The sequence below is a fragment of the Sphingomonas sp. FG14 genome, from assembly GCF_057809675.1.
Window position 1 is genome coordinate 1 of record NZ_JBMDKK010000003.1, and the last position, 22,392, is coordinate 22,392.

Consider the following 22,392-nt stretch of genomic DNA (forward strand, 5'->3'; position numbering starts at 1 on the left):
CAGGCTTTGCAGCAGGCGCAAGACGGATTTGTTACAAACAAGAACCCATTCACAACGTTACGGCTTCGGCCGACGAGAAAGCTCCCTTCGGGGAGCTTTTTTTGTGCGCGGAATCCGGGAAGCGGAACAATCTCCATTCAACTCGTCATGCCAGAGCAAGCTGGCATCTGCTGCGGGATATCGGGCGATGTGGCTGAAAGACGCCAGCCGGCGCTAGAGGTGCGGTTTATCCTGAGCCTGTCGAAAGGCCGATGGACAGCTCTGGGATGAGCATCCCAATCACAATCACGATCAGGAGGGCGGCAAGGACCAGTCGATCGGCTTCATGCCCTTCGATTCGAGGAATGCATTGGCCTTGGAGAAATGGCGGCAGCCGAAAAAGCCGTTATGCGCCGAGAGCGGCGAGGGGTGCGGCGCCTTGAGCACGAGATGGCGGGAGCTATCGACGAACGCGGCTTTTTTCTGCGCGTAGCTGCCCCATAGCATGAACACCACGGGATCGCTCCGCTCGTTCACCAGTTTGATCACCGCATCGGTGAAGCGCTCCCAGCCCTTGCCCTGATGCGCCGCTGCGCGCGCCATTTCGACGGTGAGCACCGCGTTGAGCAACAGCACGCCCTGTTCCGCCCAATGTTCGAGAAAACCGTGGTTGGGCCGGGGAAGTCCGAGATCGCTTTCCAGTTCCTTGTAGATATTGACCAGCGATGGCGGCGTGCGCACGCCCGGCTTCACGCTGAAGCACAGGCCATGTGCCTGGCCCTCGCCATGATAGGGGTCCTGCCCCAGGATCACGACACGCACCTTGTCCAAAGGCGTGAGATCGAGCGCGCGAAAATATTCGCTGCCCTTCGGGAAGATCCGCCGGCCCTTCGCTTTCTCGTCGATCAGGAACTGCCGCAGCGTCGCCATATAGGGGCTGCCGAATTCCGGCAGCAAAGGTGTTTTCCAGCTGTCGTGCAGCTTGACCGCGTCGCTCATGCCGGGCTTTGTCGATGACGGGCCGCGCCGAGTCAATCGGCGGCGGTGAGCAGTGAGCGCGTGCGGAGGATGCTGGTGAACCAACCCATATTCTATTTCGATTTCGGCAGCCCCAATGCCTATCTGGCCTGGCGTGTGCTGCCCGCGATCGAGCGCCGTACCGGCACGCGCTTCCGCATGGTGCCCGCGCTGCTCGGCGGCATTTTCAAGGCGACCGGAAACCAGTCCCCAATGACTGCGTTCGCGAGCATTCCCGCGAAACTCGCTTATGAACGTCGCGAGATAGACCGCTTCGTCGCCAGGCATCGGCTGTTCGAGTTCCGGATGAACCCGCATTTTCCGGTCAACACGCTGATGCTGATGCGTGGCGCCGTCGCGGCGGAGGCCGAAGGCGTGTTCGACGCCTATGTCGCCGCCGCCTTTCATCATATGTGGGAAGCGCCCAAGAAGATGGATGATCCGCAGGCCTTCGGTGACGCCTTTCGCGCGTCGCGCCTGCCGGTCGATCGCATCGCCGATCGCGCGCAGGATCCGGCGATCAAGGATCGGCTGATCGCCAACACCCAGGCGGCGATCGATCAGGACGTATTCGGCTTGCCGTCGTTCATCGTCGGAGGGGAGCTGTATTTCGGCAAGGACCGGCTGGACGAGATCGAGGCCGCGCTTCAACCGGCGCTCCCGGTTCCCGATTGACAGGATCGACTAAGCGCCGCCTCATTGGCGGATGAGTAGCTTCGAAACCATCGCGGTCGATATCGACGGCGGCATCCTCACCCTGACCCTCAACCGGCCCGATCGCCTCAATGCCTTCAACAGGGCGATGATGGAGGAGATGATCGCCGCGCTCGACATCGCCGATGCCGATGATGCGGTGCGTGCGGTGATCGTGACGGGCGCGGGCCGCGCATTCTGCGCGGGCGCCGATCTGGGCGCGGGCGGCGCCACGTTCGATTATGGCGAGGGCGCGCGCTGGAGCGACGCCGGATCGCCCGTCCGAAGCAACGGCAGCGTCGATTACGATCATGAAGGCGTGCGCGACGGCGGCGGCCTGGTGTCGTTGCGCATCTTCAATTGCCGCAAGCCCGTGATCGGTGCGATCAACGGCGCGGCGGTGGGGATCGGCGTCACCATGACGCTGCCGATGGATATCCGCCTGGCAAGCGAGGATGCGCGGTTCGGTTTCGTCTTCGCACGGCGCGGTATCGTCCCCGAAGCGGCGTCGAGCTGGTTCCTGCCGCGCCTGGTTGGCATGCCGCAGGCGCTGAAATGGTGCTATTCGGGCCGGATCTTCGACGCGGCGGAGGCATTTTCCGGTGGGTTGGTCAGCGCCATCCATCCCGGCGACGCCTTGTTGCCTGCCGCCCGCGCGCTTGCACAGGAACTCACCGCGGAAAGCGCGCCGGTATCGATCGCGCTCACCCGACAGATGCTCTGGCGGATGGCGGGCGCCGCCCATCCGATCGAGGCGCATCGGCTCGACAGCCGCCTGGTCTGGGCACGTGGCGCCAGCGCCGATGCGAAAGAGGGGATTGGATCGTTTCTTGAAAAACGCGCCGCGCATTTCCCCGATCGCGTTTCGACCGATATGCCGCATTTCGCGCGCTGGATGGACGACCCCGACTATCGCTGAGGGCGCGGTTCCCGCTGGAAGCTTGGGAAAGAAAAGGCCCCGGACGTGTGCGTGACTTCACGTCCGGGGCCCTCACCAACCCGCTGAAGCTGAAGCGGGAAGGTGAGATCTGAAGCGATTTTAGAACGAGAACTTCACCGTCCCGCCCCAGGTCCTGGGGTCGCCCGGCTGGCCGGCGATCAGGCCGACATTGCTGGGGGCCACCTGAAGCAGTTCGAAATAGTTCACGTCGAACGCGTTGCGGACCCAGCCATAGATATTGAGGCTGTCGGTTCGGAAGCCGACCCGGAAGTTGGTGAGCGCATAGCCGTCGACCCAGGTATAGGCAGAGGGCGACGGATTGGACGAGAAGTTCGAGCGATAGCTGCCGTCGACGCCGAAATAGACCTGTCCTTCCTTGGCCAGCAAAGTGACCGGTGCGTTGACTTCGGCGCCGTAGGAGAAGGAGAATTTCGACACGCCGGGGAGGCGCTGACCCGAAATATCGCAATTGGCGGGGCTCAGGCCACCCGGCGTGCCGGGGGCACTCGGCGTCTGGCCGGCGGTGACGGTCGTGCCGCCCGCGAGTTCCGGCGGGCACGGCGCATCGACGAACTTGACGTATTTCGCGTCGGTATAGGCGCCGCTGGCATAAGCGGAGAAACGCTCGCTGGGCCGGATCGAGAAATCGGCCTCGATGCCCTGCGACCGAACCTTGCCGGCATTGGCGAGGTAACCGCGCAGCACGCCGAGCTGGCCGTTGGTGACCGTCGCCTGGTAGTTCTTGATCTCGGTCCGGAAGGCGGAGAGGTTGAATGTCGCGCGCCGATCCCAGAACTGGGTCTTGAGGCCGAGCTCGAAATGGTTGACCGATTCAGGCTTGATCACGCCCGCCGAGGTGATGGGATTGCCGGCGGCGTCAGTCGGCAGGCCGTTCTGGTTGATACCAACGGTCTTGAAGCTCTTGGCATAGGTCGCATAGGTCATGATGTTCTGCGCGAGTTCGTAGCTGAGCGTCAGATCATAGGCGAAGTTCCAGTCGCTGACCGACGGGGCGCTGGTCTGCGGCGAAAAGACGCCGCGCTGGGCGACCTTGATCGGATCGGTCTGGCCGAACAGCACCGGATTGCCCTGTGCGTCGAACACCTTGCGCTCGTAGAAGCCGGACTTCTTGTCGTAGTTGAGGCGCACGCCCGGCTGGATGGTGAAGGCATCGGTCACCTTCCAGCTCACCTGGCCGAACAAGGCGGCGCTGGTGCTCTTCAGCCACTGGGTGTTGAGCGCGGTAAGGCCGTTCAGAACGCTCGGGTCGTTCGCGAGCGCGCCGGTCAAGTTCCATTTACTGGACGCCGCACCCTGCTGCTCGGTACCCTGGGTGTCGATCCGCTGCTTGAAGCCGAACGCGCCCACGACGAAGTCGATCTTGTCGCTCGAATAATTGTAGCGCAGTTCCTGCGAATATTGGTCCTGCTGCGACGGGTTCTGCGATTTGGAGACGATCGGCAGGCCGGTGAAGTCGCGGTCGTTCTCCGGCTTCCAGTCCCAGAAGCGCCAGGCGGTGATCGAGGTCAGCGTGCCGGGGCCGACATCCCACTTCACCTTCAAGGACGCGCCGCCGATCTTGTTGCCGGCGTTGAGGCTGGCATCGATATCGGTGAGGCGATCGAACGGATTCTTGCTGACGACGCTATAGCCCTGAAGGGCTGCGAGCGCGTCATACTGGCGGGCCAGGGCGCGCTGCGTACGGCCAGTGCGGACATAGACGGTGCCGCAGCATTCGGGCTGCTGATCGCTATAGTCGCCCGTGAGCGTGATGCTGAGGTCTTCGCTCGGCTTGAACAGCAACTGGCCGCGGATGCCCAGATTGTCCTGCTCGTTGATCCAGCGATCACTGGTGGTATTGAAGATCGTCCCGCGGCGACTGGTCGTGGCGACCGCGATGCGCGCCGCGACGGTGTCGGACAGCGGGCCGGATACGGCGACCTTCGCCTGCTTGAATTCCAGATTGCCCACCGACACTTCGGCGCTGCCCTGGAAGTCGAAGGTGGGCTGGTTGGTGGTGATGTTGATCGCACCGGCGGTGGTATTCTTGCCGTAGAGCGTGCCCTGCGGGCCGCGCAGCACCTCGACCTGAGCCACGTCGAGAAAGTCGAACACGGCCGCCGCGACGCGCGCATTATAGACGTCGTCGACATAGATGCCGACGCCCTGTTCGAAGCCGTCGCTGGTCAAGCCGAACGGCACGCCCAGACCGCGGATATTGACCGCCGTGTTGCGCGGGTTGGACGAATAGACCTGCAGCGTCGGCGTGAGCTGCTGGAGCTTGTTGATGTTGAAGTTGCCGGAGGCCTCGATGCTTTCGGCGCCGATCACCGAAATCGCGAGCGGCACGTCCTGCGCGGTTTCAGCGCGGCGACGCGCGGTGACGACGATTTCGCCCTGACCGGGCGCGGCGTCGGCCGCTTGCGGATCCTCCGCCTGCGCGGGTGCCGGCTCCTGCGCGGACGCGGCGATTGGCAACGCCAGCGAGACGAAAGCCGTCCCGGCGAAGAGCAGATGTCGAATGGTCACGCAGTAGCCTCCCTTTGATTCGGGTCATTCTCTACCGATTCGATTGAAAACTTTGGAACATAGATTTTCTTGTCTATCAATCTAGTTGTCTTTGTTGGTTCGCTCGAACGCCCGGAATCTGCGCCAAACCGAGAATCGCGGTGGCATCGGCTCGACTTTGTCCATCCTGCCGCGCTAGGGTCGGGCTCGAAGGGGAGCGGAATATGAGTAAATTGCTGAGAAGGAAGACGATTCTTGTAGGCGAGGCGCAGCCTGCGGACCAGCGGATGGCGCGGACGCTGTCATGGCCGCATCTGGTGGCGTTGGGCGTGGGGGCGATCGTCGGCACCGGCATCCTGACCTTGATCGGCGTCGGCGCGGATCGCGCGGGGCCGGCGGTGCTCATCTCCTTCGCGGTCGCCGGGCTCATCTGCGCCTGCGCGGCGCTCGCCTATGCCGAGATGTCGACGATGATGCCGGCATCGGGCAGCGCCTACACCTATAGCTATGCCGTGCTGGGCGAGGTCTTCGCCTGGGTGATCGGCTGGAGCCTGATCCTCGAATATTCGCTGGTGGTCTCGACCGTCGCGGTCGGCTGGTCGGGCTATGCCGCGCCCTTGCTCCATGACTGGCTGGGCTATCCGCTTGAACTCGCCAGGGGGCCGGAACTTGGCGGTATCATTAACCTGCCCGCGATCTTCATCATCGCGGTCGTGGCCGGACTGCTCTCGGTGGGGACGAAGGAAAGCGCCACGCTCAACGCGGTGCTCGTGCTGGTGAAGATCGCCACGCTCACGCTGTTCGTCGCGGTCGCGCTGCCGCATTTCGATGCAACCAATCTCGAACCCTTCATGCCCTTCGGCTTCGGCAAGCACATGGCGCCCGACGGCGTCGAACGCGGCGTGATGGCGGCGGCCGCGATCATCTTCTTCGCATTCTACGGCTTCGACGCGATCTCCACCGCGGCGGAGGAGACCAAGAACCCCGAACGCAACCTGCCGATCGGCATCGTCGGATCGATGCTCGCCTGCACCGTCATCTACATGGTCGTCGCGGCCGCTGCCGTCGGCGCGCTGCCCTTCACCAGCTTCGCCGACAGCCCCGAACCGCTGGCGCTGATCCTGCGCGATCTGCAACAGCCCGGCATCGCCACCATCATCGCCGCCGCCGCTGTGATCGCGCTGCCCACCGTCATCCTCGCCTTCCTCTACGGCCAGAGCCGCATCTTCCTGGTGATGGCGCGTGACGGCTTCCTGCCGCCCGCACTCGCCCGGATCTCGTCACGCGGCACACCCGTCCGCATCACCATGATCACCGCCGCGCTCGTCTCGATCATCGCCGGCGTGCTGCCGATCGACGAGATCGCCGCCCTGGCCAATGCCGGCACCCTCGCCGCCTTCGCCGCGGTCGCACTCTGCATGCTCATCCTGCGCCGTCGCGCTCCAGATGCGCCCAGGCCTTTCCGTACGCCCGCCGCTCTCCTCGTCGGCCTCATCGCCATCCTCGGATGCGCCTATCTCTTCCTCAGCCTCCCTTCCAAGACGCAGCTTTATTTCCTCGTCTGGAATGGGCTGGGGCTTCTCGTCTATTTTGGATATGGAATGCACAAAAGCCTCGCAAAATAAGAGGGGTGCCTATGGGAAGGATGTTTTGCCTCGCGGCGCTGATCGCCGCGAGTTCGACGGGAGCCCTCGCCAGGACCATCACGGTCGAGGCGGGGCCTGACGCGCAGGAGCGGCTGCAGACCGCGCTGATCGAGGCGGGGCCGGGCGATGTGGTGCAGATCGGGGAGGGACGGTTCGAGCTGACCGACGGCCTGTCGCTCGACGTGCCGCGCGTCACCGTGCGCGGCACCGGCATCGACGGCACCGTGCTGAGCTTCAAGGGGCAGCAGGGCGCGGGCGAGGGGCTGCTCGTCACCTCGGACGATGTGGTGCTGCGCGATTTCGCGGTGGAGGACAGCAAGGGCGACGGCATCAAGTCCAAGAGCGCCGATCGCATCGTCTATCACAATATCCGCGTCGAATGGACCGGCGGGCCGAACTCGACCAACGGCGCCTACGGCGTCTATCCCGTCGAATCCCAGGATGTGCTGATCGATACCGTGCTGGTGCGCGGCGCGTCCGATGCCGGCATCTATGTCGGCCAGTCACGCCGGATCGTGGTCCGCAATTCGCGCGCTGAACGCAATGTGGCGGGCATTGAGATCGAGAACAGTTTCGAGGCCGACGTCCACGACAATATCGCGCAGTACAACACCGGCGGAATCCTGGTGTTCGACCTGCCCAATCTGCCGCAGATGGGCGGGCATTCGATCCGCGTGTTCGACAATATCGTCTCGGACAACGACACGCCCAATTTCGCGCCCAAGGGCAATATCGTCGCGACCGTGCCGATGGGGACGGGTGTGATGATCATGGCCAATCGCGACGTCCATGTCTTCAACAACGCGCTGGAGGGCAATGCGACCGCCAATGTCATGATCGTTGCTTACAAACAACCGTTCGAGGATCCGAAATACGAACCGCGTGTGCGCAATCTGGTGGTGCGCGACAATCTGCACGGCCGCGCCGGCTTTGCGCCCGATTTTCCCGGAGGCAAGGATCTGGCCGCCGCGATGGGCGGATCGCTGCCGCCGATCTTCTGGGACGGCGTCGGCGGCGCGGATGCGAATATCCGGGTGACCGATCGGGTAGGGGTGCTCAGCCTCAATCTCGCCAAGCCGACCTCACCGGTAACGGAGGCGAAGCCGGCGCCCGCCGATCTTTCGGACGGCGCGGATATCGCGGAGCCGAAGCCGGTGGTGCTGCCGGCGGCGATGGAGGCGGCGATCCGGTGATTGCAGGGGATAGACATCCCTTCATCGTCACCCCAGCGAAAGCTGGGGTCCATGCGATCTTTCAAACTGCTCGGACGATGGCCGATTCAGTATGGGCTCCAGCTTCCGCTGGAGCGACAGCCGAGTTTTGATGATTTACCGTCCGAGTTTGGCCATCGCTTGGCTGCTCCTCGCCAGTGCCGCGCCAGCGCCCGTCGCGCTCGATCTCATCCTTGGCGACACGCTGCCGCCCCGGCTTTCCGATTTCAGGCTGTTCACCGATGCGCGCGGCACCAAACCAAATGCCGGCGTCGAACCCTATAGCCTCAACACGCCGCTCTTCTCCGACTATGCGGAGAAGTTCCGCTATCTCTATCTGCCGCCGGGCACCAGGGAGCGACCCGATGGCGACGGCCTGCCCGACTTTCCGCTGGGCACGGTGCTGGTCAAGAGCTTCGGCTATCCCGCCGATATGCGCCGGCCAGAGCGCGACGTCCGCATTCTCGAAACCCGTCTGCTGATCCGCCGGGCAACCGGCTGGGTCGCTCTGCCCTATGTCTGGAATGCCGAACTCGGCGATGCGGAGTTGAAGCGTGGCGGAAAGCGCCTGCCGGTCAACTGGATCGATGCGCTTGGGCAAAGCCGCAGCGTCAGCTACGCCGTGCCGAACCAGAATCAATGCAAGGAATGCCACGCGCTGTCGGGCGAGATCACGCCGATCGGGCCGAAGGCGCGCAATATGCGTGGCGGCCCCGGAGCGACGTTGCCGGTATGGGACGATCCCGCGACCGGCTCGCTCGACCGGCGCGCCCGCGCTTATCTCGACGTCAATTGCGGGCATTGTCACAACCCGAAGGGCGCGGCGAGCAACTCGGGGCTGTTCCTCACCTGGGAAGAAAAGGACCGCACCGCGATCGGCATCGGCAAACGGCCTGTCGCCGCCGGGCGCGGCAGCGGTGGACTGGATTTCGATATCGCGCCCGGCCATCCCGAGCGTTCGATCCTGACGTTCCGCATGAAAACCACCGAACCGGGGCTCGCCATGCCCGAACTTGGCCGCGCGACTGTTCATGACGAAGCGCTTGTCCTTTTGGAGGAATGGATTCGGGCGATGAACTGATCGCAAAGGCCTTGCCGATCGCGCCCCTTCGGTGTTCATGGGCGACCAATCTCAATCAAGGTGACGGCATGAGCAGCGAATGGACCATCGGCGTGGTCGGGGGATCCGGCGTCTACGCGATCGACGGTCTCGAGGATCCCGAGTGGATCACGATCGATACGCCCTGGGGCGCACCTTCGGATGAACTGCTGACCGGCCGGATCGAGGGCGTGAAGTTCGTCTTCCTGCCGCGTCACGGCCGTGGCCACCGCATTTCCCCGACCGAGCTCAATGCCCGCGCCAATATCGATGCGCTGAAGCGCGCCGGTTGCACTGATGTGATCTCGCTCTCGGCGATCGGTTCGCTCCAGGAGCATCTGCCGCCCGGAAAATTCGTGGTGATCGACCAGTTCGTGGATCGCACCTTCGCGCGCGTGAAGAGCTTTTTCGGCACCGGCTGCGTCGCGCATGTCTCGGTCGCCGATCCGGTCTGCCCCCGGCTTTCGGCGATGCTGGCGGCGGCGGGGCGCGCGGTCGGCGCCGATATGCACGAAGGGGCGACGCAACTGGTGATGGAAGGGCCGCAATTCTCGACGCGCGCCGAAAGCCGGCTCTATCGCCAATGGGGCTGCGACGTGATCGGCATGACCGCGATGCCCGAGGCCAAGCTCGCCCGCGAGGCGGAGCTTCCCTACGCGGTGGTCGGCATGGTCACCGATTATGACAGCTGGCGCGAAGGCGAAGGCCATGTCGAGGTGGACGAGGTCATCGCGCAGCTCATCGCCAACAGTGGCCTCGCCAAGCAACTCGTCGTCGAATTCGCGCGGTCGCTTCCTGCCGAACGGACGCCGTCACCAATCGACACCGCGCTTGATGTCGCGCTGATGACCGCACCGGAGAAACGCGATCCGGCATTGATGGCGAAGCTCGACGCGATCACCGCGCGGGTGCTGGGCGGACGGTGATCGACGCGTGAGCTGGTCTTTTTCGATCGATCGTGGCGGCACCTTCACCGATATCGTTGCACGAACACCACAAGGGCGGGTGCTGACCGCCAAGCTTCTCTCCGAAAACCCCGAGCAATATGACGATGCCGCGACGGCGGGCATCCGCATGCTGATGGACCAGCATGGCGGCGGCGCAATCGAGTCGGTGAAGATGGGCACCACCGTCGCCACCAACGCGCTGCTCGAACGCAAGGGGGACCGGACCTTGCTCGCCATCACGCGTGGCTTCGGCGATGCGCTTCGCATCGGCTATCAGGCGCGGCCAGACATCTTCGCGCGCAGGATCATCCTGCCCGATCCGCTGTACGAACGCGTGGTCGAGATCGACGAGCGCGTGACCGCCGATGGCGATGTGCTCCAGCCCATCGATCTGGATGCCGCCGAAACCGCGCTCCGCGCCGCCCATGCCGACGGCATCACCGCGATCGCCATCGTGCTGATGCATGGCTGGCGTTGGACCCGGCACGAAGCGGCGCTGGCCGAACTCGCGCGCCGGATCGGTTTCACGCAGGTGTCGGCAAGTCATCTTGTCGGCCCGCTGATCAAGCTGATCGGTCGCGGAGACACCACGGTGGTCGACGCCTATCTGTCGCCTGTGCTCAGGCGCTATGTCGATCGTGTCGTGGCGTCGCTCAACAGCGATGCGCACCTGCTGTTCATGCAATCGAGCGGCGGGCTGATCGAGCATGACGGACTGCAGGGCAAGGATGCGATCCTGTCCGGCCCGGCCGGTGGCATCGTCGGCATGGTGCGGACCGCCGCGCAGGCCGGCCATAACCGCGTCATCGGTTTCGACATGGGCGGCACTTCCACCGACGTCTCGCATTTCGCGGGCGAATATGAGCGGACGGTGGAGACCATGGTGGCGGGCGTGCGCGTCCGCGCGCCGATGCTGGAGATCCATACCGTCGCGGCCGGGGGCGGATCGATCTGCCATTTCGATGGCACGCGTTTCCGTGTCGGCCCCCATTCCGCCGGTGCGGTTCCCGGTCCCGCCTGCTACCGGCGCGGCGGGCCGCTGACTGTCACCGACTGCAATCTGCTGCTGGGAAAGATCCGGCCGGAGCATTTTCCCGCCATGTTCGGACCCGACGGCAGCCAGCCGATCGATGCCGACATCGTGCACGCCAAATTCGCCGCGCTGGCCGAAGAGGTGACGGCGGCGACGGGCCGGCGGATGACGCCGCAAGAGATAGCCCGAGGCTTCCTGCGCATCGCGATCGACAATATGGCCAATGCGATCAAGAAGATCTCGATCGCGCGCGGCCATGACGTCACGCGCTATACCCTGGCCTGTTTCGGCGGCGCGGGTGGCCAGCACGCCTGTCTTGTCGCCGATGCGCTGGGAATGGAGCGCGTGCTGATTCATCCGCTTGCCGGTGTGCTTTCCGCCTATGGCATGGGGCTCGCCGATATCAGCGTGCTGCGCCAGGAAAGTTTCGGGCGGCCGCTCGGCAGCAATCTGGTGCCGATCGACCGGTTGGCGCGCGAGGCGCTGACAACGCTGCGCCGACAGGATGTACCGCTGGCGCACAGCGTGGTGCAGCGCCGTGTCGCGCTCCGCTACGAAGGCAGCGACAGCACGATCGAACTGCCCCTGGGCCTCGCCGACGAGATGCTCGTCGAATTCGAGGCGCGTCACCAGACGCGCTTCGGCTTCACCTCTCCCGGTACGCCGGTCATCGTCGAGACGCTGATCGCGGAGGCGATCGGCCGGTCATGGGACGAAGGCGGGTTGCTCGACATTCCCGAAGCCGCGCTGGACCGGCCGGCGAACGATACGCACATCGCGTCGGGCTATGGCGCGGTTCACGATCGCGCAATGCTGCGCGAACGCGATCTCGTCATGGGGCCGGCGCTGATCGTCGATGCCTCGTCCACCACCGTCGTCGAACCCGGCTGGCAGGCGGAGGTCGACGCGATCGGCAATCTGCTGCTGACGCGGGCGACGCCGCGTGAGGCGTCGCATGCGATCGGCACCGATGCCGATCCGGTGATGCTGGAGATCTTCAACAACCTGTTCATGGCGATCGCCGAGGAAATGGGCGTCGCACTCCAGAACACCGCGAACTCGGTCAATATCAAGGAGCGGCTCGACTTCTCGTGCGCGCTCTTCGATGCCGGCGGCGCGCTGATCGCCAATGCGCCGCACATCCCGGTGCATCTGGGATCGATGGGCGACAGCATCCGCACGATCATCGACGCACGCGGCGCCGACGAACGCGGCGTCCCGCGCGACGGGCGCGGCATGAAGCCCGGCGATGCCTATGTCCTCAACGCGCCCTATCGTGGCGGTACGCATCTGCCCGACATCACCGTGATCAAGCCCATCTTCGTTGATGGCGAAGCGGCGCCCGCCGCCTTTGTCGCCGCGCGCGGTCATCATGCCGATATCGGCGGGATCGCGCCGGGATCGATGCCGCCCGATAGCCGCAGCGTCGACGAGGAAGGCGTGCTGATCGACAATCACCTGCTTGTCGATGCCGGCCATTTCCGCGAGGCGGAGACGCGGGCATTGCTCGCGTCCGGCACCTGGCCCGCGCGCAATCCCGATCGCAACATCGCCGATCTGAAGGCGCAGGTGGCAGCCTGCGCGCGCGGGGAGAGCGAGTTCCGCCGTGTGGTTTCCGAATATGGCGCGGGCGTTCTTCGCGCCTATATGGGCCATGTCATCGCTAATGCCGAAGAGGCCGTCCGCCGTCTGATCGCGGGGCTTGGCGATGGCGCCGCGACGATCGAGATGGACAATGGCGCCGCGATCCATGTCGCGGTTTCGGTCGACAAGGCGGCACGTTCGGCGCGCATCGATTTCACCGGCACGAGCGCGCAATTGCCCAATAATTTCAACGCGCCCTATTCGATCTGCCGCGCGGCGACGCTTTATGTCTTCCGCACCCTGGTCGACGATGCGATCCCGATGAATGACGGCTGCCTGAAGCCCATCGACCTGGTGGTACCCGCTGGATCGATGCTCAATCCCGCCTATCCAGCGGCGGTGGTCGCGGGCAATGTCGAGACCAGCCAGGCGATCACCGACGCCCTGTTCGCCGCGACCGGGGCGCTGGCCGGATCGCAGGGCACGATGAACAATTTCACCTTCGGCGATGCGCTGCACCAATATTATGAGACGATCGCGGGCGGCGCCGGTGCCGGGCCGGGCTTCGACGGCGCGAGCGCGGTGCAGACGCATATGACCAATAGCCGGCTGACCGACCCCGAGATACTGGAAACGCGCCTGCCGGTGCTGCTCGAATCCTTCGCGGTGCGTGAAGGGTCGGGTGGTGCGGGCGCGGCGACGGGCGGAGACGGTGTGGTCCGCCGCGTCCGCTTCCTTGCGCCGATGCGCGCGTCGATCCTGTCGAACCGCCGCGCGGTGCCGCCGCGCGGCCTGAACGGTGGCGAAGACGGCGCACCGGGGATCAATCGCGTGATCCGTGCCGATGGCAGCGAGGAAGTGCTGGCGGCAACCGCCGGGGTCGACATGGCGGCGGGGGACGTGTTCGTGATCGAGACGCCGGGGGGTGGCGGTTATGGTGCGAAGGACTGACTGGTCGATCGCTTGTTCTGATGGGGGGAAGGGGCGATGAGCTACCTCCCACTGCTCGGTATCCTCGTCGTCATTGTCGGCTTCGTGCTGCGTTTCAATCCGCTGCTGGTGGTGACTGTCGCGGCCTTCGTCACCGGCCTGGCGGCGGGTTTCGACTTCGCCGCCGTGCTCGCGGCGCTTGGCAAGGCGTTCAACGACAATCGCTTCGTCACCGTCGTCTATGTCGTGCTGCCGGTGATCGGCCTGCTCGAACGCTTCGGTCTTCAGCAGCGCGCACGCGCGCTGATCTCGGGCATGAAGGGCGCCACGACCGGTCGACTGCTGCTGCTCTATCTCGCCTTGCGCCAGGGGCTGTCGGCGCTCGGCCTCACCTCGGTCGCCGGCCACCCCCAGACGGTGCGTCCGCTGGTCGCGCCGATGGCGGAGGCCGCGGCCGAACGTCAGGGCGCGGGTGACGACGACACGCGCGAAGAGGTGAAGGCCTATGCCGCCGCCACCGACAATGTCGGGCTGTTCTTCGGCGAGGATATCTTCATCGCCATCGCCTCGATCCTGCTGATCAAGGGCACCTTCGAAACCTACGGCATCGTGCTTGCGCCGTTGCAATTGTCGGTCTGGGCGATCCCGACCGCGATCCTCGCCTTCCTGATCCACGGCACGCGGCTGTTGCTGCTCGACCGCCGTCTCAAGGCGCGTGCAGCCGCTGAGGGGCAGGGGCGGGAACCATGATCACGCTGGGGTGGCTCTACACGCTCGGTGGCGCGATGTTCGCCGCCTATGCGGTGCTCAGCGCACGCGATCGCCTCAACCCCAGGCGCTGGGGCAATGCCGCTTTCTGGGGTCTGCTCGCGCTCAGCTTCCTCGGCGGGAATGTGCTGGGTGACGTCGGCAACGGGGTGTTGGTGCTTTGTCTGGTCGGACTGGCAGGCTTCGGCGCGATCGGCCGGGGTGCACCGGAGACGACGAACAACGAGGAGCGAGAGGACTATTCGCGGCACCTGGGCAACCGGCTGTTCCTGCCGGCCCTGATCATTCCCGCCACCGCCTTTTTCGGTACGCTTGCCTATAACTACACGCCGTTCGGGCAATCGGGGCTGTTCGATCCGAAATGGGTGACGTTGATCCTGCTTGGTACCGGCGCGCTGGTGGCGGTCGCCGTGACGATGATCTGGCTGAAGCCGCCGGCAACGGCGCCGTTGCAGGAAGGGCGGCGGCTGATCGATTCGATCGGTTGGGCGGTGGTGTTGCCGCAGATGCTCGCTGCGCTTGGCGCGGTGTTCGCGCTCGCCGGTGTCGGCGATATCATCGGCACCCTTGCCGGTCATGCGATCCCGGAGGGGAACCGCTTCGTCGCGGTTGTCGTCTATGCGCTCGGCATGGCGCTGTTCACCATGATCATGGGCAATGCCTTCGCCGCCTTTCCGGTGATGGCGGCGGCGATCGGCGTACCGCTGCTGATCAAGGGCTATGGCGGCGACGCCGCGGTGATCGGCGCGATCGGGATGCTCGCCGGCTTTTGCGGCACGCTGATGACGCCGATGGCCGCCAATTTCAACATCGTGCCCGCCGCGTTGCTCGACCTCAAGGATCGCAACGGCGTGATCAAGGCGCAGGTCGGTACGGCGCTGCCGCTGCTCCTCTGCAACCTATTGTTGATCTATTTTCTCGCCTTCTGATCGCCTCGATCTGATAGGGCGCGCGGCATGACCGCTCTCACCCAGGATCTCGCCACGCGCTTCGCCACGATCGCGCTCGGCCATGTCACGCTCGAATATCCGCACAAGCTCGATCACGTCATGGACGGGCCGGAGGACGTGCTTGGCCCCAGGGCGCTGCATCCGATCTTCCATGGCAGTTTCGACTGGCACAGTTGCGTCCATGGCTATTGGTTGCTGTTGTCGCTGGCGCGGCGCTTTCCTCAGGCGCCATTCGCTGCCGAGGTTCGCGTGCTGGCCGAGAGGATGCTGACCGCCGGCAAGGTGGCGGGCGAACTCGCCTATCTCGACCGTGCCTATACCGGCGGCTTCGAACGGCCCTATGGCTGGGCTTGGCTGCTCGCGCTCCATGGCGAAGCGGTGCGGCATGCGGATGCGGAATGGGGTGAAGCGCTGGAGCCGCTGGCGCGCGCCTTCGCACAACGCTTCCGCGATTTCCTGCCGCGACAGACCTACCCGATCCGCACCGGCACACACTACAACACTGCCTTCGCGCTGGTGCTCGCGCTCGACTGGGCGGAATTGCATGATCCGGCGTTGGCGAACCTCATCCGTGCGCGTGCGATCGACTATTTCGGTGGTGACCGCGCTTGCCCGGGATGGGAGCCGGGGGGCGACGAGTTTCTTTCGTCGGCGCTGATCGAGGCGCTGTGCATGCGGCGCGTTCTGCCGGCATCCGAATTCCGCACCTGGTTCGCCGGCTTCCTGCCCGGCCTGGCGGCCGGCGAGCCAGCGAGCCTGTTCACGCCGGCGTTCGTGTCCGATCGCAGCGACGGCAAGATCGCGCATCTCGACGGCTTCAACCTCAGCCGTGCTTGGTGCTGGCACTCACTCGCTTCCGCGCTCGACGAAGCCGGGAAAGGACTTGCGCTCAAGGCTGCCGACGCGCATTTCGCCGCCAGCCTGCCACACGTGTCGGGCGATTATATGGGCGAGCATTGGCTGGCGAGCTTCGCGCTTCTGGCCTTGACCGCAGGGGAGAGTGAATGAGCGGCGTAACCCTGTTTGACTATTTTCGTTCGTCCGCGAGCTACCGCGTCCGTATCGCGCTCAATCTGAAGGGCGTCGCTTATGAGCGCGTCGACATCAGTCTGCTCGACGGCGATCAGCGGAGCCCCGCCAATCTGGAGCGCAACCCGCAGGGCTTCGTGCCGACGCTGGACATCGACGGCCATCACTTGACCCAGAGTCTGGCGATCATCGATTATCTTGACGCGAAATATCCGGAGCCCCCGCTGGTTTCCAGGGATCCGGCCGTGCGCGCCGGCACCCTTGCCCAGGCGCTGGTGATCGCGGCCGACATCCATCCGATCGATAATCTGCGTGTGCTCAACTATCTGCGCGATGTGCTCGGCGTCGATCAGGCCGGGCGCGACGCCTGGTATCGTCACTGGGTCGCCGAAGGGCTTCGCGCGCTCGAGGCGATGGCGGCGGATGCCGGCCCGTTCCTGGGCGGCGACCAGCCGAACCTCGCCGATATCTGCCTGGTGCCGCAATTGTTCAACGCGCGGCGCTTCTCATTGCCGCTCGACGACTATCCGATCCTGACGCGCATCGACGCGGCCTGCACCGCGCTGGAGCCGTTCGCGGCGGCGCATCCCGATCGCGTCGGAGCATCGGCATGATCCGACGCCTCGGCTTCGCGCTCGCCTGCATCGCCACGCCCGCGTTGGCAGAGGATCCCGACATCGTCGTGACCGGCCATGGACTGGAGGAAGCGAAGGGCGATGCCGCTTATGACATCATTCGGATCGACCGCGACCGGCTGACCGGCAGCGCGAGCGGGCGGTTGGAGGATGTGCTGAAGGATGTCGCCGGGCTGCAGCAGTTCCGCCGTTCGGATGCGCGTTCCGCCAATCCGACCAGTCAGGGCGTGACCTTGCGCGGGCTTGGCGGCAACGCGTCGAGCCGCGCGCTGGTGATCCTCGACGGCGTGCCGCAGAGCGATCCGTTCGGCGGCTGGATCAGTTGGCCGGCTTTCGCACCGGGGCGGCTCGACCAGGTCCGCGTCACGCGTGGCGGTGGCAGCGGCGCGCTCGGTGCGGGTGCGCTTGCGGGGACGATCGAACTGACCAGCGCCGGTACCGACACGTTGCCGCGCTTCGGCGGCGGCGTCGCCTATGGCAGCCGCGAATCGATCGCCGCCGATGCGACGGCGGCACTGAAGCTGGGCGCCGGCTTTGCGACGATCAGCGCCGATTATGCGCGCAGCGACGGCTTCATTCCAATCGCCGAAGCCAATCGCGGCCCCGCCGACCGGCGGGCGCCCTATGAGCAGGCCAGCGTTGCGGCGCGTGCAGTGATCCCGGTCGGCGACGAGACCGAACTTCAGGCGAATATGCTCGCCTTCACCGACGATCGCGATCGCGGTTTTGCGTTCAGCGCCAATGGCGGCGACGGAGCGGATGCCAGCCTGCGCCTGGTTGGGCGTGGACGTTGGGGCTATTCGGCGCTCGCCTATCTTCAGGTCCGCGATTTCTACAGCGGTTTCGCCAGCCTCAGCCCGGGGCGGACGACGGCGACTGCCGTCGCCGAACAATATAATGTGCCCTCGACCGGCCTTGGCGCGCGGCTCGAACTGCGGCCGCCGGTGGGCGAGGCCATGGAATTGCGGCTGGGCGCCGATTGGCGGCGGACGAGTGGCGTCACCAAGGAATATTTCTTCTACAACGCCGCTGGCGCCCCGCAGCGCGGGCGCGAAGCGGGCGGGCACAGCGACACCGCCGGCGCTTTTGCTGAACTGAGCGCCGATCTGGGTGATGCGCTGACGCTGACGGGGGCGGCGCGGATCGATCGCTGGTGGATCGGACAGGGCTTCCTGCGGGAGCGTAACCTGTCGGGTGGGCCGCTGATCACCAACGCCGCCTATGCCGCGCGTCAGGGCTGGGAACCGACGGCGCGAGGCGGCGTCGCCTATCGCCCGGCGGAAGCGATCACGCTGCGCGCCGCCGCCTATCTCGGCTGGCGCCTGCCGACGCTCAACGAACTTTATCGTCCGTTCCGCGTGGGCAATGAAACGACGCAGGCGAATGCGGCGCTCAGCCCCGAGCGGCTGTCTGGCGTCGAAGCGGGCATCGACTGGCGGCCGGGCGATTCAGCGCGGATCGGCGTGACCGTGTTCACCAACCGGATGAAGGACGCGATTGCCAACGTGACCGTGGTGCCGCGCGTCACCCGCCGCCGAGAGAATCTCGATGCGGTGCGCGCGCGTGGTGTCGAACTCGACGCGAGCTATGTGGCGGGCGATCTGCGCTTCGCTGCATCCTATGCCTATACCGAAAGCGTGGTGCGCGCGTCCGGCCTGGCATTGCCGCTCGATGGGCTGCGCCCTGCGCAGACGCCACGGCATATGGCATCGGCCACGCTCGGCTGGCAGCGGCCGTCGGGGCCGGCCGCGTCGGTGACGCTGCGCTATGTCTCGGTGCAATATGAGGATGACTTGAACGTCGTGCCGCTGCGCGATGCACTGACCGCCGATGCGCGCATCCTGTTTCCGGTCACCAAGGGCCTGTCGATCGAGGCGCGCGGCGAGAATCTCGGCAATGTTCGGGTCGATGCCGCGCGTAGCGACGATGGCGTGATCGAACGCGCTAGCCCGCGCACCCTTTGGCTGGGTGTGCGAATCGCGACCTGATCGGATTGAAGGGAAGGGGGCGCCGTTTCCGGCGCTCCTGCCCGGCCTCAGTCGGGCTTCTTCTTGGTGCTGCGATTGACGTAGAGCAGCGCGGCGACGATCGCGGCCGATCCGATGGCCGCGCCGAGTCCAGCATTGGACCAGCGCGACGAGCGCGCTTCGCTCTTCGATGCGGTCTCGGCCCTGGCTTTCGCCGGCGCGCGCTTTGCCGGAGCGGCCTTGGCCGTGCGCTTGGGCACGGCGCGCTTTTTCGGAGCTTGTTTCGATTCGGGCGTGTCGTCAGCCATCCGGCACTCCGCTTACGCGATCCAGAACATGTTGGTCGGGGAGAGAGGATTCGAACCTCCGGCCCCTGCCTCCCGAAGACAGTGCTCTACCAGGCTGAGCTACTCCCCGACCGATGCGGAACCGGCACGAAGCCGGTAGGCAGGCGGCGGCTTATAGCAGCGGTTTGGCACACCGCAAGCCCGCTTCAATCACTCCGTGCCGCGATCATCTCCGCGACGTTCACGAACTTGCCGCGCGGGCTGCCGTCGCGTGCCCGCGCGACTTCCGCCGCCTCGATTTTCTGCCAGTCACGGAAGGTGACGACATCGACCTCGCGGCGCGCGAGCAGCGAATCGAGCCCCGCGCGGCCGGCCTTTCTCGACGGTTCGGGCAAGTCTGCGGCGATCTTCTCGGCGATCATCTGCCCATCGGGCCGATTGGTGCCGATTGTGCCGGTCGGCCCGCGCCGGGCCCAGCCGACGCAATAAAGGCCGGGCAGGATGCGGCCTTCGTCATTGGCGAATCGCCCGCGGCCATGTTCATAGGGCACTCCCTCGATCTGCGGAGTGCTGTAGCCGATGCAACTCACCACCAGCCCGCAGGGAATCGCATAGCGCTCCCCGGTTCCGTGCGAGCGGAGGTTGGCGTCGAGTTCGGTGCGTTCGACGATCACGCGCTCGACCTTGCCGTCGCCCTCGATCGCGACGGGCATCGCGAAGAAATCGAAATCGATCGCGATCGGCTTTTCCGCATGCGTGGCCGCGAAGTCGCGAAGATGCGTCACCGATTTGCGCATGCCGGGTTCGAGCAGCGCGTCGTCGCCGATCGGTGGCAGATCCGCCGGATCGACATGCGGCGCAGCGCGCTCGAGATGGCCGAGTTCTCCCAACTCCTTGGGCGTCATCGCGATCTGGTGCGGGCCGCGCCGGCCGAGGATCGAGACCCTGGTGACCGATGATTCCGCCAGTGTCGCCAGCGCATGGTCGACAATGTCCGATCCGGCGAATTCGGCGGGCGTCTTGGAAAGGATGCGCGCGACGTCGAGCGCGACATTGCCGTTGCCGATGACGACGACGCCGTCGACATCTAGTCGCGGGGAAAGGTCGGCGAATTCCGGATGGCCATTGTACCAGCCGACAAAGGCGGCCGATCCGACGACGCCGGGCAGATCGTCCCCCTCTATGCCGAGCGGGCGGTCATGTGGTGCGCCTGTCGCCAGCACCACCGCATCGTAGAGCGATTGAAGCTCGTCGATGCTGACGTCGCGTCCGACCAGGACATTGCCGACGAAGCGGACATTGTCGCTGAGCGCCACCGCCTCATAGCGTTTGGAGACCGCCTTGATCGACTGGTGATCAGGGGCCACGCCGAAGCGGATCAGGCCGTAGGGCACCGGCAGACCGTCTATGACGTCGATGCGGACGTCGCCGCCGAAAAGCTTCTGGCAGGCCTCCGCCGTATAATAGCCGGCTGGCCCCGAACCGATCACCGCGATGTGCCGCATGGATCATCTCTCCTTGCTTTTTCAGGATCGTAACGCGGCGGAAAGGCGGCGCAAGGGGCGTTGGCAAGCGCGCCGCGCCGCTGCTATCGAATGGGCGTGAGCGCGCTCGAAATCATCGCGGTGATCCTTGGCGTGATCAACGTCACGCTGATCGTGCTGCGCAGCATCTGGAATTATCCGTTCGGGATCGTGATGGTCTCGCTCTATGCGGTGATCTTCTACCAGACGAAGCTCTACAGCGACGCGCTGCTCCAGATCTTCTTCTTCGTCATTCAGATCTATGGCTGGTGGTATTGGCACCGTGCCAGGGCGGAGGCGGGCGAGGTGCGTGTCGAACTGCTCTCGGGTCGCGCCCGCGCCGCCTGGGTTGCGGCGCTGCTGGTCCTGACCGCGCTCTGGGGCTGGATGATGGATACGCGCACCGACGCGCATTTCCCTTATTGGGACGGCGCGATCGCGATGATGAGCGTGGCGGCGCAGATCCTGATGTCGCGGCGTTTCCTGGAGAACTGGATCCTTTGGATCCTGGTCGATGTGCTCGCGGTTGGGCTCTACTGGGTCAAGGATCTCAAGCTGACGTCTGCGCTCTACGTCGTCTTCCTGGCGCTTTCGATCTGGGGATTCGAGGAATGGATGCGCGCACGCAGGGTGAGCGGGCACGGGGCGTGACCACTGGATTCCTGCTGGGCAAGTTCATGCCGCCGCATCGGGGGCATGTGCTGCTGTGCGAAACGGCGCGCGCTCTGGTCGATCGCCTGACCATCCTGGTCTGTTGGTTGCCCGACGATCCCGTGCCGGGCCCCTTGCGTCTGCAATGGATGCGCGAGCTGTTTCCGGATTGCGACGTGATCGGCCATGGTGCGATCGTGCCGCAGGAGCCCGCCGACCATCCGGACTTCTGGCCGATTTGGCGCGGCATCGTGAAGACCGCGCATCCCGATCCGATCGATTTCGTCTTCGCGTCCGACGCCTATGGCCAGCGGCTTGCCGACGAGCTTGGCGCGCGTTTCCTGCCGGTCGATCCGGAGCGGCAGGCGGCGCCGATTTCGGGCAGCGCCGTCCGCGCTGATCCCTGGCGGCACTGGCGCGACATTCCCGCGCTCGTGCGCCCCTTTTATGCGCGCAGCATCTGCCTGCACGGTCCGGAAAGCGTGGGCAAGTCGGTGCTGTCGGCGCGGCTGGCCGCGCATTTCGAAACCGGTCTGGTGCCCGAATATGGACGCACCTGGTGCGAACAGTTCGGCACCGACCTGACGATGGACGATCTTGTCTGGATCGCGCGCGGGCATGACGCGATGACGCACGCCGCGCTGCGCCAGTGCAATCGCCGGTTGATCCTCGATACCGATCCGCTGATGACCGCAGCCTGGGCGGAGATGCTCTTCGGTCGCCGCGACCCCTGGTTCGATCGCTGGGATGCGACGGCCGATCTCTATCTGTTGCTCGATACCGATCTGCTATGGCGTGACGATGGTACGCGCCTGTTCGGCGCGCCGGCGGATCGTGCGCGTTTCCTGGATGTTTCCCGCGCCGAACTGGAGCGGCGCGGGGTTCGCTGGGCAATCGTCGGCGGCGAGGGCGAAGCGCGGTTCGAGGCTGCGCTCGCCGCCATCGCGGAGGCGGGATTGGCGTGACCTGCTCTCCTCCCGTTTACGGAAGGGGAC

The 22,392-nt window shown here is 65.3% G+C and carries 19 protein-coding genes and 1 tRNA gene; 15 read left to right on the top strand and 5 right to left on the bottom strand.

The features are described from left to right. Positions 1-197, top strand: a 197-nt coding sequence (locus ACODTA_RS12300; RefSeq protein WP_489066208.1) for a hypothetical protein, incomplete at its 5' end; no start/stop codon positions are given. Between the two features lie 94 nt (positions 198-291). Here ACODTA_RS12300 and ung read toward each other — a convergent pair. Further along, positions 292-978 (bottom strand): uracil-DNA glycosylase, encoded by a 687-nt coding sequence (gene ung, locus ACODTA_RS12305; RefSeq protein ID WP_489066209.1) that lies wholly within the window; start codon positions 976-978, stop codon positions 292-294. A 75-nt stretch (positions 979-1,053) separates the two neighbouring features. On the opposite strand from ung, the gene ACODTA_RS12310 reads away from it, so the two are divergent. Continuing rightward, positions 1,054-1,671, top strand: coding sequence for a 2-hydroxychromene-2-carboxylate isomerase (locus ACODTA_RS12310; RefSeq protein ID WP_489066210.1), 618 nt, complete (start codon positions 1,054-1,056; stop codon positions 1,669-1,671). A gap of 31 nt (positions 1,672-1,702) precedes the next feature. After that, positions 1,703-2,608, top strand: coding sequence for a crotonase/enoyl-CoA hydratase family protein (locus ACODTA_RS12315; RefSeq protein WP_489066211.1), 906 nt, complete (start codon positions 1,703-1,705; stop codon positions 2,606-2,608). Between the two features lie 120 nt (positions 2,609-2,728). Here ACODTA_RS12315 and ACODTA_RS12320 read toward each other — a convergent pair whose 3' ends face one another. Continuing rightward, on the bottom strand, positions 2,729-5,158 hold the full coding sequence (locus ACODTA_RS12320) for a TonB-dependent receptor (RefSeq protein WP_489066212.1): 2,430 nt from the start codon (positions 5,156-5,158) through the stop codon (positions 2,729-2,731). A 203-nt stretch (positions 5,159-5,361) separates the two neighbouring features. Between ACODTA_RS12320 and ACODTA_RS12325 the strand changes: the two genes are divergently transcribed. The 10 genes from ACODTA_RS12325 to ACODTA_RS12370 all read left to right on the top strand — a co-directional run bounded on the left by ACODTA_RS12325 (position 5,362) and on the right by ACODTA_RS12370 (position 18,957). Next, positions 5,362-6,762 carry an amino acid permease gene (locus tag ACODTA_RS12325; protein ID WP_489066213.1) on the top strand — a complete coding sequence of 467 codons (1,401 nt, stop codon included), beginning with the start codon at positions 5,362-5,364 and terminating at the stop codon, positions 6,760-6,762. An 11-nt stretch (positions 6,763-6,773) separates the two neighbouring features. After that, positions 6,774-7,976 carry a parallel beta-helix domain-containing protein gene (locus ACODTA_RS12330; protein WP_489066214.1) on the top strand — a complete coding sequence of 401 codons (1,203 nt, stop codon included), beginning with the start codon at positions 6,774-6,776 and terminating at the stop codon, positions 7,974-7,976. A 148-nt stretch (positions 7,977-8,124) separates the two neighbouring features. Next, complete coding sequence (locus ACODTA_RS12335; RefSeq protein ID WP_489066215.1) at positions 8,125-9,075, top strand: SO2930 family diheme c-type cytochrome; 951 nt, start codon at positions 8,125-8,127, stop codon at positions 9,073-9,075. Positions 9,076-9,143: 68 nt separating this feature from the next. After that, entirely contained in the window at positions 9,144-10,019 is an 876-nt protein-coding gene (locus ACODTA_RS12340) for an S-methyl-5'-thioadenosine phosphorylase (RefSeq protein WP_489066216.1), read from the top strand. A 7-nt stretch (positions 10,020-10,026) separates the two neighbouring features. Further along, on the top strand, positions 10,027-13,608 hold the full coding sequence (locus tag ACODTA_RS12345; protein ID WP_489066217.1) for a hydantoinase B/oxoprolinase family protein: 3,582 nt from the start codon (positions 10,027-10,029) through the stop codon (positions 13,606-13,608). A gap of 36 nt (positions 13,609-13,644) precedes the next feature. Next, positions 13,645-14,337, top strand: a complete 693-nt coding sequence (locus ACODTA_RS12350; RefSeq protein ID WP_489066218.1) for a DUF969 domain-containing protein — start codon at positions 13,645-13,647, stop codon at positions 14,335-14,337. After that, entirely contained in the window at positions 14,334-15,284 is a 951-nt protein-coding gene (locus tag ACODTA_RS12355) for a DUF979 domain-containing protein (RefSeq protein ID WP_489066219.1), read from the top strand. The genes ACODTA_RS12350 and ACODTA_RS12355 overlap by 4 nt, the downstream gene beginning before the upstream one ends. Positions 15,285-15,311: 27 nt before the next feature. Further along, entirely contained in the window at positions 15,312-16,313 is a 1,002-nt protein-coding gene (locus ACODTA_RS12360; RefSeq protein WP_489066220.1) for a DUF2891 domain-containing protein, read from the top strand. Continuing rightward, entirely contained in the window at positions 16,310-16,948 is a 639-nt protein-coding gene (gene maiA, locus ACODTA_RS12365; protein ID WP_489066221.1) for a maleylacetoacetate isomerase, read from the top strand. Before ACODTA_RS12360 ends, maiA begins: the two co-directional genes overlap by 4 nt. Then, positions 16,945-18,957: a TonB-dependent receptor gene (locus ACODTA_RS12370; protein ID WP_489066222.1), complete on the top strand. Its 2,013-nt coding sequence runs from the start codon at positions 16,945-16,947 to the stop codon at positions 18,955-18,957. Before maiA ends, ACODTA_RS12370 begins: the two co-directional genes overlap by 4 nt. 47 nt (positions 18,958-19,004) lie before the next feature. Here ACODTA_RS12370 and ACODTA_RS12375 read toward each other — a convergent pair whose 3' ends face one another. The 3 genes from ACODTA_RS12375 to ACODTA_RS12385 form a co-directional block, all read right to left on the bottom strand. Beyond that, the gene (locus tag ACODTA_RS12375) at positions 19,005-19,244 is read right to left on the bottom strand and encodes a hypothetical protein (protein WP_489066223.1); all 240 of its coding nucleotides are present in this window, start codon (positions 19,242-19,244) and stop codon (positions 19,005-19,007) included. A gap of 32 nt (positions 19,245-19,276) precedes the next feature. Next, positions 19,277-19,353: transfer RNA gene (locus ACODTA_RS12380), tRNA-Pro, on the bottom strand. Between the two features lie 76 nt (positions 19,354-19,429). Continuing rightward, a complete protein-coding gene (locus ACODTA_RS12385; protein ID WP_489066224.1) occupies positions 19,430-20,728 on the bottom strand; it encodes an FAD-dependent oxidoreductase in 1,299 nt (432 codons plus the stop codon). Positions 20,729-20,824: 96 nt separating this feature from the next. On the opposite strand from ACODTA_RS12385, the gene pnuC reads away from it, so the two are divergent. Then, on the top strand, positions 20,825-21,397 hold the full coding sequence (gene pnuC / locus ACODTA_RS12390; protein ID WP_489066225.1) for a nicotinamide riboside transporter PnuC: 573 nt from the start codon (positions 20,825-20,827) through the stop codon (positions 21,395-21,397). Next, on the top strand, positions 21,394-22,362 hold the full coding sequence (locus ACODTA_RS12395) for an AAA family ATPase (protein ID WP_489066226.1): 969 nt from the start codon (positions 21,394-21,396) through the stop codon (positions 22,360-22,362). The genes pnuC and ACODTA_RS12395 overlap by 4 nt, the downstream gene beginning before the upstream one ends. Positions 22,363-22,392 lie beyond the last annotated feature (30 nt).

Bases quoted from the DNA above. Each gene is read 5' to 3' on its own strand.
- ung (WP_489066209.1), bottom strand. From the start codon at position 978: ATGAGCGACGCGGTCAAGCTGCACGACAGCTGGAAAACACCTTTGCTG.
- ACODTA_RS12315 (WP_489066211.1), top strand. From the start codon at position 1,703: ATGAGTAGCTTCGAAACCATCGCGGTCGATATCGACGGCGGCATCCTC.
- ACODTA_RS12325 (WP_489066213.1), top strand. From the start codon at position 5,362: ATGAGTAAATTGCTGAGAAGGAAGACGATTCTTGTAGGCGAGGCGCAG.
- ACODTA_RS12330 (WP_489066214.1), top strand. From the start codon at position 6,774: ATGGGAAGGATGTTTTGCCTCGCGGCGCTGATCGCCGCGAGTTCGACG.
- ACODTA_RS12340 (WP_489066216.1), top strand. From the start codon at position 9,144: ATGAGCAGCGAATGGACCATCGGCGTGGTCGGGGGATCCGGCGTCTAC.
- ACODTA_RS12350 (WP_489066218.1), top strand. From the start codon at position 13,645: ATGAGCTACCTCCCACTGCTCGGTATCCTCGTCGTCATTGTCGGCTTC.
- ACODTA_RS12355 (WP_489066219.1), top strand. From the start codon at position 14,334: ATGATCACGCTGGGGTGGCTCTACACGCTCGGTGGCGCGATGTTCGCC.
- ACODTA_RS12360 (WP_489066220.1), top strand. From the start codon at position 15,312: ATGACCGCTCTCACCCAGGATCTCGCCACGCGCTTCGCCACGATCGCG.
- maiA (WP_489066221.1), top strand. From the start codon at position 16,310: ATGAGCGGCGTAACCCTGTTTGACTATTTTCGTTCGTCCGCGAGCTAC.
- ACODTA_RS12370 (WP_489066222.1), top strand. From the start codon at position 16,945: ATGATCCGACGCCTCGGCTTCGCGCTCGCCTGCATCGCCACGCCCGCG.
- ACODTA_RS12375 (WP_489066223.1), bottom strand. From the start codon at position 19,244: ATGGCTGACGACACGCCCGAATCGAAACAAGCTCCGAAAAAGCGCGCC.
- ACODTA_RS12385 (WP_489066224.1), bottom strand. From the start codon at position 20,728: ATGCGGCACATCGCGGTGATCGGTTCGGGGCCAGCCGGCTATTATACG.